Here is a 16,113-nt window from a genome sequence, read left to right on the forward strand (position 1 = left end):
CAATCACAAGGAGCTTTCCGATGTCCGCCTCCTATTCCTCGCCCACCGAACGGGTCCAGACCTGGCTCGAGGGCTCCACGCTGCACATCCGCTTCAACAACCCGGTGAAGCACAACGCCCTGTCGGTCGACATGTGGGGCGCGGTGCCGCCGCTGCTCGCGCAGGCGGCCGACGACGACCGCGTGCGTCTGGTGGCGTTCTCGGGCGCCGGCGAGAAGGCGTTCGTTTCCGGCGCCGACATCTCGCAGTTCGAGGACATGCGGGCCGCGAAGGCGGCCGTCGCGAAATACGAGGTGCTGGCCGAGGAGGCGCTGACCGGGATCCACGAGTTCGCCAAACCGACGCTGTCGTGCATCCGCGGCTACTGCATCGGCGGCGGCGTCAACGTCGCCATCGCCTGCGACATCCGCATCGCCTCGACCGATTCGGTGTTCGCGATCCCGGCCGCGCGCCTGGGGCTGGGCTACCGCTATTCCGCGATGAAGAACCTGGTGGACCTGGTCGGTCCGGGCGCCGCCAAGGACCTGTTCTTCACCGCGCGCCGGATCGACGCCCGGGAGGCCAAGGACATCGGACTCGTCACCCGGGTCTGCGAGCCCGATCAACTGCCGCAGCTGCTGGCCGAGTACACCACGGCCATGGACCAGAACGCGCCGCTGACGATCCGCACGGCCAAGGCGATCACGCGCGAGATCCTCAAGCCGTCGCCCGACCTCGACCTGGAGTCCTGCAAGCGGATGATCCTGGGCTGCTTCGAGAGCGAGGACTACACCGAAGGCCGGCGCGCGTTCATGGAGAAGCGCAAGCCGGTGTTCACCGGCCGCTGAGCGGCGCGCCGCGGCAGCAAGGAGACGAGATGCAAGCGTATTGGATGGACGTGAGCGGTGACAGCGCGACGCTGCAGCTGCGCGACGTGGCGAAGCCGCAAGCCGGTCCCGGCCAGGTGCTGGTCCGGGTGCACGCCGCCGCGCTCAACCGCGGCGAGTTCATCACCGGCCATGGGCTGCACGCCAAGCCCGGCGCGCGGCCGATCGGCCTGGAGGCGGCCGGCGAGGTGGCCGCGCTCGGGGCCGGGGTGAGCGGCCTGCAGGTCGGCCAGCGCGTGATGGGCCGCTGCCCCGGCGCCTTCGCCGAATACGCGCTGATGGACGGGCGCGAGGCGATGCCGGTGCCGGACCGTCTTTCCTGGGAGCAGGCCGCCGCGCTGCCGCTGGTCTACCAGGTGGCGTACGACCTGCTCGTGCTGCAGGGGCGGCTCGCGCCCGGCGAATGGGTGCTGGTCAACGGCGTCTCCTCTGGCGTCGGCGTCGCCAGCCTGCAGCTGGCGAAGGCGCTGGGCGCCCGGGTGATCGGGACCTCGGGGGCCGCGGACAAGCTGGCGCGCTTGCGCGAGCTGGGGCTGGACGTCGCTCTGTGCACGCGCGCGGCCGATTTCCACGGGGCGGTGCTGGAGGCGACCGGCGGCCGCGGCGTCGACCTCGCGGTGAACAACGTCGGCGGCTCGGTGTTCGCCGAGGAAGTGCGCTGCCTGGCCTTCCAGGGGCGCCTGGGCATGGTCGGCTACGTCGACGGCCAGCTGAGGGCCGAGATCGACATCGAGGCCCTGCACGCGAAGCGGCTGACGCTGTTCGGCGTGTCGAACAAGCTGCGCAGCCAGGACCAGCGCGCCGCCGGCGTCCCCGGTTTCGTGCGCGACGTCGTGGCCGCGGTGGCCGACGGACGGATCACGCCGGTGGTCGATCGCGTCTTCCCTTTCGCCGAGCTGGAGGCGGCGCGCGAACACATGAACGCCAACCGGCACCTGGGCAAGATCGTGCTGGCGAGCGGCGGCTGAGGCCCGCGCCCGAACCTTGACCGGGCGCAACGCGGCGCGCCGCGAGCCATGGCCCAATCCCGGCTCGATTCACCACGAAGGAGGGCAGGCCATGGGCAACAAGCTCGTCACCGAGGCCGACCGCAAGCGCACCCCCGCGCCGGTCTGCATCGAAGGCTACAAGATTCGCCGCGAGGGCACCGGCCAGCGCGTCAGCCTGGAGCGCGGGCGCGCGAGCCACAACAAGAAGAACCCGGGCAAGCGCACGCACAAGGGCGGCAGCTGATTCGCCGCCCGCCCGTGCCGCGGGGCGGGTGACAAATGGCGGCCGGCGAGGCGCCCGGCGCCGGGCGCGACGTTCACCGTCCGTCGACGCGCCGCAGGAACCGCTGCGCGTCGAGTTCGCCCAGGCTCGAGATGCCCAGCATGGCCATGTTGCGCGACACCTCCGCCTGCAGCAGGTTGATCGCGTGCGCCACGCCGGCTTCGCCGCCGACGGCGGCGGCATAGGCGAACGGCCGGCCGGCGAACACCATCTTCGCGCCCAGCGCCAGCGCCTTGAGCACGTCCGCGCCGCGGCGCACGCCGCTGTCCATCATCACCGGCAGCTCCGGCACGGCGGCGACGATCCCGGGCAGGACGCGCAACGGCGCGACCGCGCCATCGAGCTGGCGCCCGCCGTGGTTGGACACGATCACGCCGTCGGCGCCGTGGTCGCGGGCGATGCGAGCGTCGTCGGGGTGCAGCACGCCCTTGATCACCAGGATGCCCTTCCAGGTGCGCCGCACCAGCGCGAAATGCTCCCAGGTCAGGTGCCCGCGGTGCGAGAAGTCGCGCTCCACGTTGGGCGAGATGATCGGCGCGCCGCGGGTCGGGAAGTTGTTCTCGAAGTGCGGAATGCCATGCCGCGCGATGGTCTTCAGGAAGGTCCCGAACAGCCAGCGCGGATGCGTGAGGCCGTCCCACGCCAGGCGCGCCGTCGGCCGCAGGGGCGTGGAAAAACCGGCCCGCAGGTTGTTCTCGCGATTGGCGGCCGCCGGCGTGTCGACGGTGACCACCAGCTTGCGGAAGCCGGCCCGCGCGGCGCGCTCGACCAGGGCGACGATGTCGTCGGGCTTGCCTGGCAGGTAGGCCTGGAACCAGGCCGCGGGACTGGCCCGCGCCACGTCCTCCAGCCGGATCAGCGAGGAGCCGCTCATGATCATCGGCACCCCGGCGCGCTCGGCGCCCTGCGCCAGCACGATGTCGCCGCGGTACGCCGACAGCGCGCTCAATCCCACCGGCGCGATCCCGAACGGCGCGGCATGGCGCTCGCCGAACAGGGTCGTCGCGGTGCTGCGTCCGGCGATGTTCACCAGCACCCGCGGCACGAACTCGTACGCGTCGAACGCGCTGCGGTTGGCCTGCTGCGAACGGTTGTCTTCGGCGGCGCCGGCGATGTAGCCGAACACCGGCCGCGGCAGATGGGCCTGGGCCGCCGTCTCGAAATCGTGCAGCGACAGGATGCGCGCCAGCCGCGGCGAAAGCGGCCGTGCCGCCGCCGGCTGGCTCGAGCGGCCGGCGTCCGGCCTGGCGTTGCCGGGTGGGAGTGGAGGGTTCTGGGTGTTCATGTCCGAAGGTGCTGGCTGTCGGGGGGGCGGGTGGCCCCGGCGGGCTGCTGCGCCTGCACGAACTCGGCGCGGCGCTGGAAGAAGCGCTGCGCCGCCAGCCGCAGATGCAGCTGCATCGCCTGCGCCGCCACTTCGCCGTCGCCGCTCGCGATCGCGGCGGTGATGTCCTTGTGGTGCTGCAGGCTCTGCTGGAGGTCGGCGCGGGTGCTCACGAAGAAGGAGCGCACCACGATCGGCATGTCGATGATGCTGGCCAGCAGCAGCTTGAGCCGCGGCGACCCCGAGCCGTCGAGGATGGTGCGGTGGAAGCGGCTGTTGATCGCCTGCAGCCGCAGCACCATGTCGGCGCCGCCCTTGCCGATCGCCGCGGCCATCTCGCGGTTGAGCCGCTCCAGCTCGGCCCGTACGGCAGGATCGCCCCGCTGGGCCGCCCGCTGCGCCGCGTGCGCCTCGAGCAGGCTGCGCAGGTGGTAGGTCTCGAGGATGTCGGCGTCGGTCCACTGCGCGACCCGCACGCCGCGGCCCGCGTCCACGGTGGCCAGCCCGTCCTCGATCAGGCGCTTGAGCGCCGCCCGCACCGGCGTGCGCGACAGCCCCAGCTCCCGGGCGATCGGTTCCTCCTTCAGCTGGGCGCCGGGCGGGTAGCTGCCGGCGACCAGCCGCTGCTTCAGCAGCTCGTAGGCGGTCTCGCTGGCGCTGCTCATGGCGAGGGCGACGGAGCCGCGAGGCGGGGCTGATTGTTCAAAATTTGTTTTCCTTGGGGCAAGTGTCGCTGCGCGTAGCCTCTGGCGAATTCCTGATGTACGTGGGAATGTACTGGATTTTGTTTTTTTGCGGTACATTCGCGCAAGAGCGCCGGCACGTTCGGCCGGTGAAAGGAACCAGAGCAATGATCGGTCTTCAAATCCGCAAACGGCAGCGGCAGGTGGATGCGCGCGTGGTGGACAGCTTCCGCGCCATTCCGGTGGCGAACATCAGCGACTGCATGGCGCGCATGACGGCCGGCGGCCCGCGCCTGCGGCCCATGCACGGTTCCGGCCGCCTCGCCGGGCCGGCGCTGACGGTGAAGACGCGCCCGGGCGACAACCTCATGATCCACAAGGCGATCAGCCTCGCGCAGCCCGGCGACGTGATCGTCGTGGACGGCGGCGGCGACCTCACCAACGCCCTGATCGGCGAGATCATGGTGAACACCGCCATCAAGCGCGGCATCGCCGGCTTCGTGATGAACGGCGCCATCCGCGACCTGGACACGATCGGCGCCGGCACCTTCCCCGTGTATGCCGCCGGCGTCACCCATCGCGGCCCGTACAAGGACGGCCCCGGCGAGATCAACGTGCCGATCGCGATCGACGGCATGGTGATCCAGCCGGGCGACCTGATCGTCGGCGACGCCGACGGCTTCCTGTGCGTTCCCTTCGACGACGTCGAGGCGGTGCACCGCGCCGCCACCGACAAGATGGCCGCCGAAGCCAAGACCATGACCGCCATCGCCGAAGGGCGCCTGGACATTTCGTGGATCGACGCCGCCCTCAAGCGGATCGGCTGCGACCCCGAGCCGCGCTGAGTGTCGGCGATGGCTGTCAACGTGATGCGAGTGGTCCGTTCGGACCTGTGGATCGACCCCGCCTTCGACCAGTCCTTCCAGGGACGGCAGGACGTCGTGCTCGACGTGTTCCCGCGCAACGGCCCGGCCGAGGCGGCGTGGGCCGTGCTGGAGCGGGCCCACGTGTACCAATGCTCGGCCGCGAAGGACGAACTGCCCAGGCAGTGGTTCGCCACCGAGCAGTTGCTGCAGCGCTGCCCGCAGCTGCTGTGCGTCTCCTCGACCGGCGCCGGCTACGACACCATCGACGTGGCGGCCTGCACCAAGGCAGGTGTCGCGGTGGTCAACCAGGCGGGCGGCAATGCCGCGTCGGTCGCCGAACAGACGTTCGGGCTGATGCTGGGCGTCTCGCGCCGGATGCTCGAATGCGACCGGCGCCTGCGCCGCGAGCAGGGCTTCGGCCGCGAGTCGGTGATGGGCCACGAGATCCGCGGCAAGACGCTGGGCATCGTCGGCATCGGCCACGTCGGCACGCGCGTGGCGGCGCTGGCGCGCGCGTTCGGGATGGAGGTGCTCGCGACCGACCCGCTGCTGGAGTCCGCCGAGATCACCCGGCGCGGCGCGAGCCCGGTGACCCTGGACGAACTGCTGGCCCGCTCGGACGTGGTGTCGCTGCACTGCCCGCGCGACCCGACCACGCTCAGGATGATCGACGCCGGCGCCTTTGCCCGCATGAAGCGCGGCTCGATCTTCATCACGACGGCGCGCGGCGGCATCCATGACGAAGCAGCACTGGCCGCCGCGCTGGCGTCCGGCCACCTGGCCGGTGCCGGCGTCGACGTGTGGGACAAGGAACCGCCGCCGCTGGATCACCCGCTGCTGCAGCGTGACAACGTCTTCGCCACGTTCCATACCGCGGGCGTGACCCACGAGGCGCGCCGCAACATGGCCACGATCGCGGCGCAGCAGATCCTGCAGCTGCTGGCCGGCGAGCGGCCGCCGCGGCTGATCAACCCGCAGGTGTGGCCAGCGTTTCGCGCCCGCCTGCTGGCGGCGGCGCGGCAGGGGCGGGGCCAGGAGCCGGTGGCGGCGGCCTGAGCGTTCATTCGACAGATTCAACGACGGAGACATGATGAACAGCAACCACAACACGAGGCGCCGCCTGCTGCGCGCCATCCCCGCCATGGTGCTCGGCGGCGCTGCCCTGGCGGCCATGGCGCCGGCGGCGGCCGCGACCTATCCGGCGCAGCCGATCAACATGATCGTGGCGTACGCCCCCGGCGGCGGCACCGACATCATTGCCCGCGTGCTGGCCCGCTACATGGAGAAGTACCTGGGCAACGACGCCCGGATCGTGGTGCAGAACCGGCCCGGCGCGGGCGGCGGCATCGGCTTCGGCGCGGTCGCCAGCGCGCCGCCCGACGGCTACACGATCGGGTTCATCAACACCCCCAACGTGCTGACGTCGCCGATCGAGCGCAAGACCAGCTTCACGTGGCAAAGCTTCGACCTGCTCGGGAACATCATCGACGATCCCGACAACTTCAGCGTGCACGCCGACAGCCCGATCAAGACGCTGGCCGAACTGGCGGCGTACGCCAAGGCCAATCCCGGCGCCGTCAGTTACGGCACGACCGGCATCGGCTCCGACGACCACCTGGCCGCCCTGATGTTCGAGAAGGCGGCCGGCGTCAAGATGAACCACATCCCGTTCAAGGGCGCCGCCGAGGTGCAGAACGCGATCGCCTCCAAGCAGATCATGGTGGCGGCGATGAACATCGGCGAGGCCCTGCAGTACCAGAAGGGCGGCACGCCGCTGCGCAACCTCGGGCAGATGAGCGTCGCCCGCACCACCCTGGCGCCCAACCTGCCCACCTTCAAGGAGCAGGGCTACGACATCATCATGGCGTCGCTGCGCGGCGTCGCCGCGCCCAAGGGCCTGCCGCCGGCGGTGCGCGAGGCGCTGGTCAAGGCCATCGAGAAGTCGGTGAACGATCCGCAGTTCCAGGCCCAGGCAGCGTCGTATTTCGCGCCGGTGCGCTACCTGCCGCCGGCGCAGTATGCCGCCGAGCTGCAGAGCGCCGAGGCGGGATTCCGCCAGCTGTGGAAGGAGATGCCCTGGGCCGACAAGTGACCCGGGCGCGGGCGGGCGGCGGCGCGCGCCGCCGCGCCGGCCCGCCGCGATCGGCGCCGCATTGACAAGCGCCGACGCTCTGAAATACGCTCGGCGCATGATGCCCAATGCGCACCAGGTGCAGGAGCCGGCCGCCGGTGCGACCGTGGCCCGACTCGCCGAAGCCGCCCGCTACACCCTGCTGCGCCGCCTCGCGCCCTCGATGCGACACCACCTGGTGGTGAATCTGCAGCCGATCGGGATGATCTACGAGGTGATGGACCGCCGGCTGAAGGCGCCGCAGCCGGATCTCGCCGACGTGCACGACAGCGCCCAGAAGATCAACGGCTTCGCCAAGGCGGCCCTGAACTCGTGCCTCGACGTGGTCACCTGGCTCGCGCCCGACGACGAAATGCGCACCAGCGCCGAAGCCGGCGTGCGCGAATGCCTGGGGCTGGTGGCCACCAGCCTGACCTTCCGCGGCTACAACCTGCGCAACGAAGTGCAGGGGCTGGCCGGCGAAGTGCGGCGCTCCTCGATGCGCAACGTGCTCACGGCGGCCTTGCTCTACGCGACCGACCACACCCTCGCCCCGGCCGACATCACGCTGTCGGCCCGGTCCGGCGCGCGGGACCTGACGCTGATGCTGACGCTGCGGCCCACCGACGGCGAGCCGTCCTTCATCGCCGACCCGCCCTACCGGCGCCTGGACTGGACCGACCTCGAGGCGCTGGCGGCCGCCGAGTCCGGCGCCGTGGCGCGCGACGGCACCCTGCAGCTGCAGCTCACGCTGCCCTGGCAGACCGCGCCTGCAGCCGGCTGAGCTGCGCCGGGATTTCCGCGGGCAGCTCCCGCGCGAGGTAACCCACCGGACCCATCCGCCGGCCCAGCGCCGCGCCCGCCTGCGCGTGCAGCACCACGCCCCATGCGCAGGCCTGTTCCAGCGGCGGCTGCTGCGCCGCCAGGCCCGCGATCACGCCGGCCAGCACGTCGCCCGAACCGGAGGTCGCCAGTCCCGGATGGCTGCTCTCGTGGCGCCATCCCTGTCCGAGCGGCGTGGCGATGAGCGTGGTCGCACCCTTGAGGGCGACCACCGCGTGCCAGCGCTGCGCCGCGTCGACGACCGCCGCCTCGGGCTCGCCCAGCACCCCGTCCTTGTCGTCGCCCGTCAGGTGCGCCATCTCGCCGGCATGCGGCGTGAGCAGCACCGGCTGCGCGAAGCGCCGCTGCCGACGCACCAGGTCCATCGCCAGGGCGTCGAGGATCACCGGCGCGTGCGCCAGCAGCGGCAGCAGGTCCTCCAGGAACCGGCAGGTGCCGGCCGCGTCCATCAGGCCGGGTCCCAGCAGGGCGGTGCGGGTGTGGCGCGCGCTCTCGGCCACCAGCTCGAGTCCTTCGGGCGCGAACGAGCCGGCGCCGGTCTCGGGCAGCGCGATCACCCGCGCCTCCGGCAGCGCCAGCGCCAGGGACTTCGCCACCGACGCCGCCGTCGCGATCACCAGCTTGCCGGCGCCGGCCCGCAGCGCGGCGATCCCCGCCAGCAAGGCGGCACCGGGGATCTCGCGGCTGCCGGCCACGATCAGCACGCGCCCGCGCTCCTCCTTGTCGGCGTCGGGCGCCAGCGTCGGCAGCGGCCAGCGGCGCAGCAGCCGCGGATCGAGGGTGGTCCAGGCGGTCGCGCGCGCCATCGGGGTCAGGGCTTGGGCGCGGCCTGCGCGTCCGGCTCGACGGTGACCGGGGCGCCGGCTTCGCGCAGCGGCGCCACGAAGTTCACGAGATCGGTCTTGAGCGCGTCCTGCGCCGGGTCGTACTCGTAGGAGCTGACGCCGCAGTTGGGAACGTCGCCGCGGCGGTCGATGGTGAGGATCTGCTCCTCGTCCAGACACTCGACCAGGTAGCGCATGCAGTTGACGATCACCTGGTGGCCCACCACCAGCACCCGCTCGCCGCCGTGCTCGCGGGTGACCATCTCGAGCAGGCTGCGCAGCCGCAGGATCACGTCGCACCAGCTTTCGCCGCCGGGCGGGCGGAAATAGAACTTGCCGACGTGGGCCCGCTGGTCGCTCAGCTCCGGGTATTTCTCCCGGATCCCGAACCGGGTCAGCCGGTCGAGGACGCCGAACTCCTTTTCGCGCAGGCGCTCGTCCACCCGCAGGCGCAGCTCGTGCTCGGAAAAGCCCGCGGCATCGCGCAACAGGCGCGCCGTCTCGCGGGCGCGCACGTAGGGCGAACACAGCAGGACGTCGGGACGGCGATCCTCGGGCAGCTCGCCGAACCAGTGGCCCAGCGCGGCCGCCTGGCGCCGCCCCAGTTCCGAGAGCGGGGTGTCGATGTCGCGCTCGGCGATGTCGATCACCGGCAGGCCGGCCGCTTCGGCCGCGTCCCGCGCGACATTGCCGGCGCTTTGCCCATGCCGCACGATCCAGAGCGTGCGCGGCCACTGCGTTCCCTTGGGTGCTCTCACGCGCTGCTACCTCCGCGCGAAGCCCAGCGTCTTCATGGCCGGCGCGAGGGCGTTGCGGCTGGCGTCGTAGCCGGTCCAGGGCGTGTTGCCTTCGGCCACCCGGGTCGGCGCCGAGGCGACCGTCCAGTGCGCGCCGGAGGTCAGCCCCGCCAACTCGCTCCAGCGCACCGGCACCGAGATGCCGAGCCCCGGGCGGGCCCGGGCCGACCAGGCGGCGGCGGTCGTCGCGCCGAAGCCGTTGCGCAGGTAATCGATGAAGATCCGGCCGACCCGGTTGTTGCCGCCGCTCTTGGCGACGAAGCGCTGCGGCAGCGTGCGCGCCAGGTGCTGGACCACGGCCTGCGAAAAATCCTTGACCGTGTCCCAGTCGAACTGCGGTCGCAGCGGCACCTCGATGTGCAGCCCCTTGCCGCCGCTGGTCTTGAGGAAGGCCTTCAGGCCCAGTTCGTTGAGGAAGCTGTGCACCAGTTGCGCCGCCTCCTGGATCTGCGGCCAGTCGACACCCTCGCCGGGGTCGAGGTCGAAGGTCATGCGATCGGGCGTGCCGATCGCCGACGCGGTGCCGTTCCAGGCATGGAACTCCACCACGTTCATCTGGGCGGCCGACAGCAGCCCTTGCGCACTGGCCACGCCCAGCGGCGGCGGGTGGTCGGGATCGACGGCCGGATCGAACGGCACCACCCCCGGCATGCGGTAGCGCTCCAGGTGCTTCTGGAAGAACAGTTCGCCCCCGATCCCCGACGGCGCCCGCACCAGGGCCACGGGCCGGTCCTTCAGGTGCGCCAGCAGCAAGGGCGCGACCAGGGCGTAGTAGCGCACGAGGTCGAGCTTGGTGAGGCCGCTGGAAGGATCGATCACGCGCTCCGGATGGGTCACCCGCAGCGATGGCGGCAATTGCGGCATCGCGACTTCGGCCGGGTTGGGCGGCGCCGCCTTGGCGGCCTTCGGCGGGTCCCCGGCCGGCGTCTGCGCCGCCGGCGCCGCAGCCTTCCGGCGGCCGCCCTTGGCGGTCCGGTCCACGGGCGCCGCGGACCGCGCGTTTTCCCGCGTCACCGCATCGGCCGGCTTGTCGTCGCGCAGGCCGTAGAACACCGAGTGCCGGATGCGCCCGTCGCGGGTCCATTCGCCGAACGCCACTTCGCACACCAGTTCGGGCCGCACCCAATGCGCCTGGCGCGGCACCACCGCGTCGCGCGCGAACGGGCTGGTGTCCGCCTGCAGTTCGCCCAGGCGGGCCCGGATCTCGCGCAGCGTCTGCTGGCTGAAGCCGGTGCCGACGTTGCCGGCATAGCGCAGCGCGCCGCTGTCGTCGTGCACCCCGAGCAGCAGCGAGCCGATGCCTTCGCGCGATCCCCTCGGATCGGTGTAGCCGCCGATCACGAACTCCTGGCGCTGCCCGCACTTGAGCTTGATCCAGTCGGACGAGCGCCGCGGCACATAGGCGGAGTTCCTGCGCTTGGCGATCACCCCCTCCAGCCCGATGCGGCAGGCCGACGTCAGCACCTCGTCCGGCGGCGCGTCGAACACCGCACTGAAGCGCACGCTCGGCTGCGGATGGCGCTCGACGATGCGTTGCAGCACCGCGCGCCGCTCCACCAGCGGCACCTCGCGCAGGTCATGGCCGGCGCAGTACGGCAGGTCAAACAGGTAGTAGACGATCCTGGCCGTGCGCGAGGTCTCGAATGCGCCCTGCAGTGCCTGGAAGTCGGCCGGCACGCGGTCGCCCGGCATGATGATCTCGCCGTCGTACCAGCCATCGGGCAGCTCCATCCGGCGCAGCGATTCGGCCAGCTCCGGCAGCTTGGCGGTCCAGTCGTTGCCGTTGCGCGTGAGCAGCCGCACCCGCCCGCCTTCGGCCCGCGTCAGCATGCGGTAGCCGTCGAACTTGATCTCGAACACCCAGTTGCCGGGATCGGCCGGGGGGCTGTCCACCAGGGTGGCCAGTTGCGGCTGCAACTGCTCTGGCAAGGCCGCGAGGCGCGCGCCGGCGGGCGGACCCGAGGCCGGCTGGGCCTGCGCGAGCGGCCCCGCGCGTTCCGGCGCCGGCCGGTCGGGCAATGCCTTCACGCTGTCGGGCAGCGCGTCCACCACGCTGTACTCGCCGGCGGCCCGGGCATGCTCGTCGCGCTCCTTGATCAGCAGCCAGGGCTCCTGCCGTTCATCGCCGCGGCCCTTCATGCGCACCAGCGCCCAGCGCCCCTGCAGCTTGTGGCCGCGCAGCTCGAACTTGAGCTTGCCGTCGCGAAAACCCTGGTACGGGTCGCCCAGCGGCAGCCACACACCCTTGTCCCAGATGATGACCTTGCCGGCGCCGTACTGCTTGGGCGGGATCGTGCCCTCGAAGCTGTTGTACGAGATCGGGTGGTCCTCCACGTGCACGGCCATCCGCTTGTCGTCGGGGTCGAAGCTGGGGCCCTTGGGCACCGCCCAGCTCTTCATCGTCCCGCCCAGTTCGAGGCGGAAGTCATAGTGCAGCCGCGTGGCCCAGTGCTTCTGGACCACGAACGCGCGCTCGGCCTCGTTCGCCGCGCCGCCGGCGGCGGGTTCGGGCGTCACGTCGAAATTGCGCTTGTCGCGATAGGTCTTGAGGGCGTCGGAGGAACGCTCGTCCATGCCGGGAACCTTTCTGCGCTCACGGTACGAAATGCCGCGCTGGCCCCCTGTAGGAGAAGCCCGCTTTGTTCGGTGAGAAGGCGAACGGCGAAAAAAAGGCCGGCGCACGGCCGGCCCATGGTGCGTTACGGCTGTCAGGAGGCGGCGCGAAACTGGTTGCGCAGCATCTTGATCTGGTCGTGGTTGCGCTGCACGCCCTGCAGCTGGCGCTCGACGATCAGCTTGATGTCGGCGGGCAGCGGCTTTTGCAGCGCCTTGCGATAGCGGGCCAGCGCGTTGTCCTCGCCCCGCTCGCATTCCTCGAGCACCGCCTTGTCGTCGAACGTCGAGAGGGTGGCGCGCACCGCGACCCAGCCCCGCTCCACAGCGCCCATCGCGCTGCCGCCGTCGGCGACCTTGCCGCCCAGCGCGTGGATCTGCTCGGCCAGCTCCTGCGCGCCGCGCCGGCAGTCCTCGGCCCGCTGCATGAACAGCGACTTCAGGTCCTGGCGCTTGGCCTGGTCGGCGCAGGTGCGAAAGCCGTACTCGCCGTCGAAGCAGGTCTCCACCAGGTCCTTCAGCACGTCGATCACGTCGTCCCGGTCGCCCTTGTTGTCGCCGGCGCTTTGCATCTCTCCGACCTTGGCGGCTGCGCCACGGGTGCCGGTGCCGCCGCTGCGACCGGTGGTCGCCGTCGGCGCGGTCGAGTCACCGCTCATGGCCATGCCGCTGCCGGACATCTCCATCCGCCGGCCCGTGCCGTCGCTCATCGACATGGTGCCCGGGTCCATGTTCATGCGGTTGCCGCTGGCTGCCAGGCTGCCGCCGCGTTCGAGCTGGTCGCCGGTGCCGCTCATGCGGTTGTCGATGCGTTCCCAGGCGGCGCGGCTGGCGGGCCTGGCCTGTTCCCAGTCGAGGCTGGACGTGCCGCGGCTGGACTCCCACTCGGAAGCCAGGCGCGGTTCGGCGGCCGTCCAGTCGCCCTGGTCCCGGGTGCGGCTGGTCACGCCGAGCCGGTAGGCCGGACCGTAGTCGTCGAACGAGCGGCCCTGTTCGTAGTACGGCTCGCGGGTGTAGTTTTCGCGCCAGTGGGCTTCTTCCGCCGTGGGGTTCACGGCCTCGGCGGCCGCCTTGCCGGCGAGACCGCCGACGACCGCACCGACGACGCCACCCACGGCCACCCCGATCGGGCCGCCGATCGCGCCCGCGGCCGCCCCGGCGACGGCTCCGCCAGCGGCGCCGACGCCGGTGCCGATCGGGTGCGCGCCGGGCTCGTCGGTGATCGGGTCACGGTTCAGGTCCCGGCGTTCGTCCCGGTTCAGCTCGCGGTCTTCGCGATTGAGGTCTCTGTCTTCTGCGGCCATCTCAGCGCTCCTGTCGAATGTGAAGAGGTTGCAGCGCGCGTGGCGCCCCTGTCGCCGGGCGGCTCGCGCCGCCGACGATGCAACGCTTCATCTTCGGCGCATGGCTCGTGCGGGCCGTCAGCGAACCGGGAAACTGCCTGTAGGAAATGGCCCCTGCGCGGGCGCGCTGCCGCTTGCGGGACTCACAGGGGAATGCTGTGTTGTCCTACAGGACCGCCGGTGGCGGTCGCGCAATCTTTCAGGCAACGCGCACCGGCCGCGCACCACCGACCGAACATGAAGTACTCACTGCGCAAGACGCCATCGCACCTGCACCTGGCCTACAAGTACGGCGAGGGCAGCGACGGCCTGACCGGGCGCAATTTCACGCTCGAAGTCGAGGGCGCGGTGCTGACGGTGGGCATCGACGTCACACCCAACTTTCACATCCGCAACAAGAGCGCGCCGGCGTACCTCGACGCGATCAATCTGGCGCACAACTACCACAAGCTGCGCTCGCTGCAGTGCTCGGACAACCTGGTGCGGGCCCGCCTCATCCGCGCCTGGGACCAGGTCGAGCAGCCGCAGATGCGCATGACGCTCGACCTGGGCGAACGCGGCCGTTTCGTGTACTCGGTGCAGCCGCACTCGCTCTTCACCGGCGGCATCCAGTTCGACGTGGAAGAGCTGGTGGACGAGCAGCCTGGGCTGGGCTACGCGCCAGGCGTCGAATACGAGGCCGAAGGGAAACAGGCATGAACCAATCCGGACCGATCCGCACCGTGTTCGCGCTGGTGCTGCGGCTGGCCGTGACGGCGACGCTCGCGCTCGGCTGGGTGGCGGCGCACGCGTATGCGGGGCCAGGCGCGCTGCGCGCGAAGTACGACCAGCTGAGCGAGCAGCTGCGGCACAACAATTTCGGTCGCGCCCTGTACGTCGACTCGTCGGAGGCGGGCGACACGCTCAAGGGCGACGTCTACGCGGTCGTCAACTACCCGTTCGCGACCGTGAGCAAGGCGCTGAAGGAGCCGGACGACTGGTGCGACGTGCTGCTGCTGCCGTTCAACACCAAGTACTGCCGGGCGGCGCAGGGCAATGGCGGCGCGGTGCTGCAGGTGCGCATCGGCCGCAAGTACGACCAGCCGGTGCAGGACGCCTACCGCCTGGAGTTTTCCCTGCAGCCGGTGGCCGCCACGGCGGACTATTTCGAGAGCCGGCTGAGCGCGGCGAGCGGCCCGATCGGCACCCGCGACTACCGCATCGTCGTGTCGGCGGTGCCGATCGACGCCAAGCGCACGTTCATGCATTTCAGTTATTCGTACGCCTACGGCATGGCCGGCCGGCTGGCGATGCAGGGCTATCTCGCCACCGCCGGCGCCGACAAGGTGGGGTTCAGCATCTCCGGCCGCGACGGGGCGGGCCAGCCGATCTACATCGGCGGCGTGCGCGGCGCGATCGAACGCACGGCGATGCGCTACTACCTGGCGATCGATGCGCACCTCGCGTCCCTGGCGGCACCGCCCGACCAGCAGCTCGATCGGCGGATCGAGACCTGGTTCCGCGAGAGCGAGCGTTATCCCCGCCAGCTGCACGAGATGGACCGGGCCACCTACCTCGCGATGAAGCGCGGCGAATACGAGCGCCAGCAGGCGAAGGTGGAATTGCGATGAAGCAACGGCGCCGGGGCGCCGTTTCGATGTCTGTCCTTGCGCTGCGGCACGGCGCCGTGCGCCTTCACATCGCCTGCGGGCGAATGAGCCTGCGCTGACAGCCCGACAAGCTCGCTGCGCGCGGGTCTGGAAGCAAGCCCGCTCGCACGGTCTTACTTCAAGCCCGCCGCGGCGCGCAGGGCCGCAGCCTTGTCGGTCCTTTCCCAGGTGAATTCCGGCTCCTCGCGGCCGAAGTGGCCGTAGGCGGCGGTCTTCTCGTAGATCGGACGCAGCAGGTCCAGCATCTGGATGATGCCCTTGGGCCGCAGGTCGAAGTGGTCGTGCACCAGGGCGGCGAGCTGGTCGTCCGGGATCACGCCGGTGCCTTCGGTGTAGACCGTCACGTTCATCGGCCGGGCGACGCCGATGGCATACGCGACCTGGATCTGGCACTGGCGCGCCAGGCCGGCGGCCACGATGTTCTTGGCCACGTAGCGCGCGGCATAGGCGGCGGAGCGGTCCACCTTGCTCGGGTCCTTGCCCGAGAACGCGCCGCCGCCGTGCGGGCAGGCGCCGCCGTAGGTGTCCACGATGATCTTGCGGCCGGTCAGGCCGCAATCGCCCTGCGGGCCGCCGATGACGAAGCGGCCCGTGGGGTTGATCAGATAGCGCGTTTCCTTCAGCCACTCCTTGGGCAGCACCGGCTTGATGATCTCCTCGATCACTGCCTCGACGAACGCCGGCTTCATCTTGTGGCCGTCGCTCATTTCGGGCGCGTGCTGCGAGGACAGCACCACCGTGTCGATGCTGTGCGGCTTGCCGTCCACGTAGCGCATCGTCACCTGGGACTTCGCGTCGGGGCGCAGGAAGGGCAGGCGGCCGTCCTTGCGCAGCTGCGCCTGGCGCTCCACCAGCCGGTGGGCGTAGTAGATCGGCGCGGGCATCAGCGCCGGCGTCTCGTCGCAGGCGTAGCCGAACATCAG

General features: G+C 71.0%; 16 protein-coding genes. 9 read left to right on the top strand and 7 right to left on the bottom strand.

The annotated features are described in order from the left end of the window. Nucleotides 1–20: 20 nt before the first annotated feature. The 3 genes from VNT59_RS21460 to VNT59_RS21470 all read left to right on the top strand — a co-directional run bounded on the left by VNT59_RS21460 (nucleotide 21) and on the right by VNT59_RS21470 (nucleotide 2,099). Nucleotides 21–827 (top strand): enoyl-CoA hydratase, encoded by an 807-nt coding sequence (locus tag VNT59_RS21460; RefSeq protein ID WP_325501964.1) that lies wholly within the window; start codon nucleotides 21–23, stop codon nucleotides 825–827. 29 nt (nucleotides 828–856) lie between these two features. Continuing rightward, the gene (locus VNT59_RS21465; protein WP_325501966.1) at nucleotides 857–1,834 is read left to right on the top strand and encodes a zinc-binding dehydrogenase; all 978 of its coding nucleotides are present in this window, start codon (nucleotides 857–859) and stop codon (nucleotides 1,832–1,834) included. Between the two features lie 91 nt (nucleotides 1,835–1,925). Further along, nucleotides 1,926–2,099 carry a hypothetical protein gene (locus VNT59_RS21470; protein ID WP_325501968.1) on the top strand — a complete coding sequence of 58 codons (174 nt, stop codon included), beginning with the start codon at nucleotides 1,926–1,928 and terminating at the stop codon, nucleotides 2,097–2,099. Nucleotides 2,100–2,172: 73 nt separating this feature from the next. Here VNT59_RS21470 and VNT59_RS21475 read toward each other — a convergent pair whose 3' ends face one another. Together VNT59_RS21475 and VNT59_RS21480 are read right to left on the bottom strand one after the other, a co-directional pair. Then, nucleotides 2,173–3,423: an alpha-hydroxy acid oxidase gene (locus VNT59_RS21475; protein WP_325501970.1), complete on the bottom strand. Its 1,251-nt coding sequence runs from the start codon at nucleotides 3,421–3,423 to the stop codon at nucleotides 2,173–2,175. After that, complete coding sequence (locus tag VNT59_RS21480; RefSeq protein WP_325501972.1) at nucleotides 3,420–4,127, bottom strand: GntR family transcriptional regulator; 708 nt, start codon at nucleotides 4,125–4,127, stop codon at nucleotides 3,420–3,422. The genes VNT59_RS21475 and VNT59_RS21480 overlap by 4 nt, the downstream gene beginning before the upstream one ends. A gap of 185 nt (nucleotides 4,128–4,312) precedes the next feature. Here VNT59_RS21480 and VNT59_RS21485 point away from each other — a divergent pair, with 185 nt between their 5' ends. The 4 genes from VNT59_RS21485 to VNT59_RS21500 all read left to right on the top strand — a co-directional run bounded on the left by VNT59_RS21485 (nucleotide 4,313) and on the right by VNT59_RS21500 (nucleotide 7,905). Beyond that, nucleotides 4,313–4,990 (top strand): RraA family protein, encoded by a 678-nt coding sequence (locus VNT59_RS21485; protein ID WP_325501974.1) that lies wholly within the window; start codon nucleotides 4,313–4,315, stop codon nucleotides 4,988–4,990. A gap of 9 nt (nucleotides 4,991–4,999) precedes the next feature. Then, nucleotides 5,000–6,067: a hydroxyacid dehydrogenase gene (locus tag VNT59_RS21490; RefSeq protein WP_325501976.1), complete on the top strand. Its 1,068-nt coding sequence runs from the start codon at nucleotides 5,000–5,002 to the stop codon at nucleotides 6,065–6,067. Nucleotides 6,068–6,101: 34 nt separating this feature from the next. Further along, nucleotides 6,102–7,103 carry a tripartite tricarboxylate transporter substrate binding protein gene (locus VNT59_RS21495; RefSeq protein WP_414708433.1) on the top strand — a complete coding sequence of 334 codons (1,002 nt, stop codon included), beginning with the start codon at nucleotides 6,102–6,104 and terminating at the stop codon, nucleotides 7,101–7,103. 97 nt (nucleotides 7,104–7,200) lie between these two features. Next, nucleotides 7,201–7,905, top strand: coding sequence for a hypothetical protein (locus VNT59_RS21500; RefSeq protein WP_325501980.1), 705 nt, complete (start codon nucleotides 7,201–7,203; stop codon nucleotides 7,903–7,905). Here VNT59_RS21500 and VNT59_RS21505 read toward each other — a convergent pair. The 4 genes from VNT59_RS21505 to VNT59_RS21520 all read right to left on the bottom strand — a co-directional run bounded on the left by VNT59_RS21505 (nucleotide 7,868) and on the right by VNT59_RS21520 (nucleotide 13,502). Beyond that, entirely contained in the window at nucleotides 7,868–8,770 is a 903-nt protein-coding gene (locus VNT59_RS21505) for an NAD(P)H-hydrate dehydratase (protein WP_325501982.1), read from the bottom strand. The two genes, VNT59_RS21500 and VNT59_RS21505, sit on opposite strands and share 38 nt — an antisense overlap. Before the next feature lie 5 nt (nucleotides 8,771–8,775). Then, entirely contained in the window at nucleotides 8,776–9,546 is a 771-nt protein-coding gene (locus VNT59_RS21510) for a histidine phosphatase family protein (protein ID WP_325501984.1), read from the bottom strand. Between the two features lie 6 nt (nucleotides 9,547–9,552). Continuing rightward, nucleotides 9,553–12,159, bottom strand: a complete 2,607-nt coding sequence (ligD, locus tag VNT59_RS21515; protein ID WP_325501986.1) for a DNA ligase D — start codon at nucleotides 12,157–12,159, stop codon at nucleotides 9,553–9,555. 134 nt (nucleotides 12,160–12,293) lie between these two features. Further along, entirely contained in the window at nucleotides 12,294–13,502 is a 1,209-nt protein-coding gene (locus VNT59_RS21520; RefSeq protein ID WP_325501988.1) for a PA2169 family four-helix-bundle protein, read from the bottom strand. A 276-nt stretch (nucleotides 13,503–13,778) separates the two neighbouring features. On the opposite strand from VNT59_RS21520, the gene VNT59_RS21525 reads away from it, so the two are divergent. Next, the gene (locus VNT59_RS21525) at nucleotides 13,779–14,240 is read left to right on the top strand and encodes a hypothetical protein (RefSeq protein ID WP_325501990.1); all 462 of its coding nucleotides are present in this window, start codon (nucleotides 13,779–13,781) and stop codon (nucleotides 14,238–14,240) included. Further along, the gene (locus VNT59_RS21530; protein ID WP_325501992.1) at nucleotides 14,237–15,151 is read left to right on the top strand and encodes a hypothetical protein; all 915 of its coding nucleotides are present in this window, start codon (nucleotides 14,237–14,239) and stop codon (nucleotides 15,149–15,151) included. The genes VNT59_RS21525 and VNT59_RS21530 overlap by 4 nt, the downstream gene beginning before the upstream one ends. A gap of 152 nt (nucleotides 15,152–15,303) precedes the next feature. Here VNT59_RS21530 and metK read toward each other — a convergent pair. Next, nucleotides 15,304–16,113 (bottom strand): methionine adenosyltransferase (gene metK, locus VNT59_RS21535; RefSeq protein WP_325501994.1); only part of this gene is annotated, 810 nt, incomplete at its 5' end.

Origin of the sequence: Ramlibacter sp. (assembly GCF_035554825.1) — a bacterium.
Classification (GTDB): Bacteria; Pseudomonadota; Gammaproteobacteria; order Burkholderiales; family Burkholderiaceae_C; genus Ramlibacter.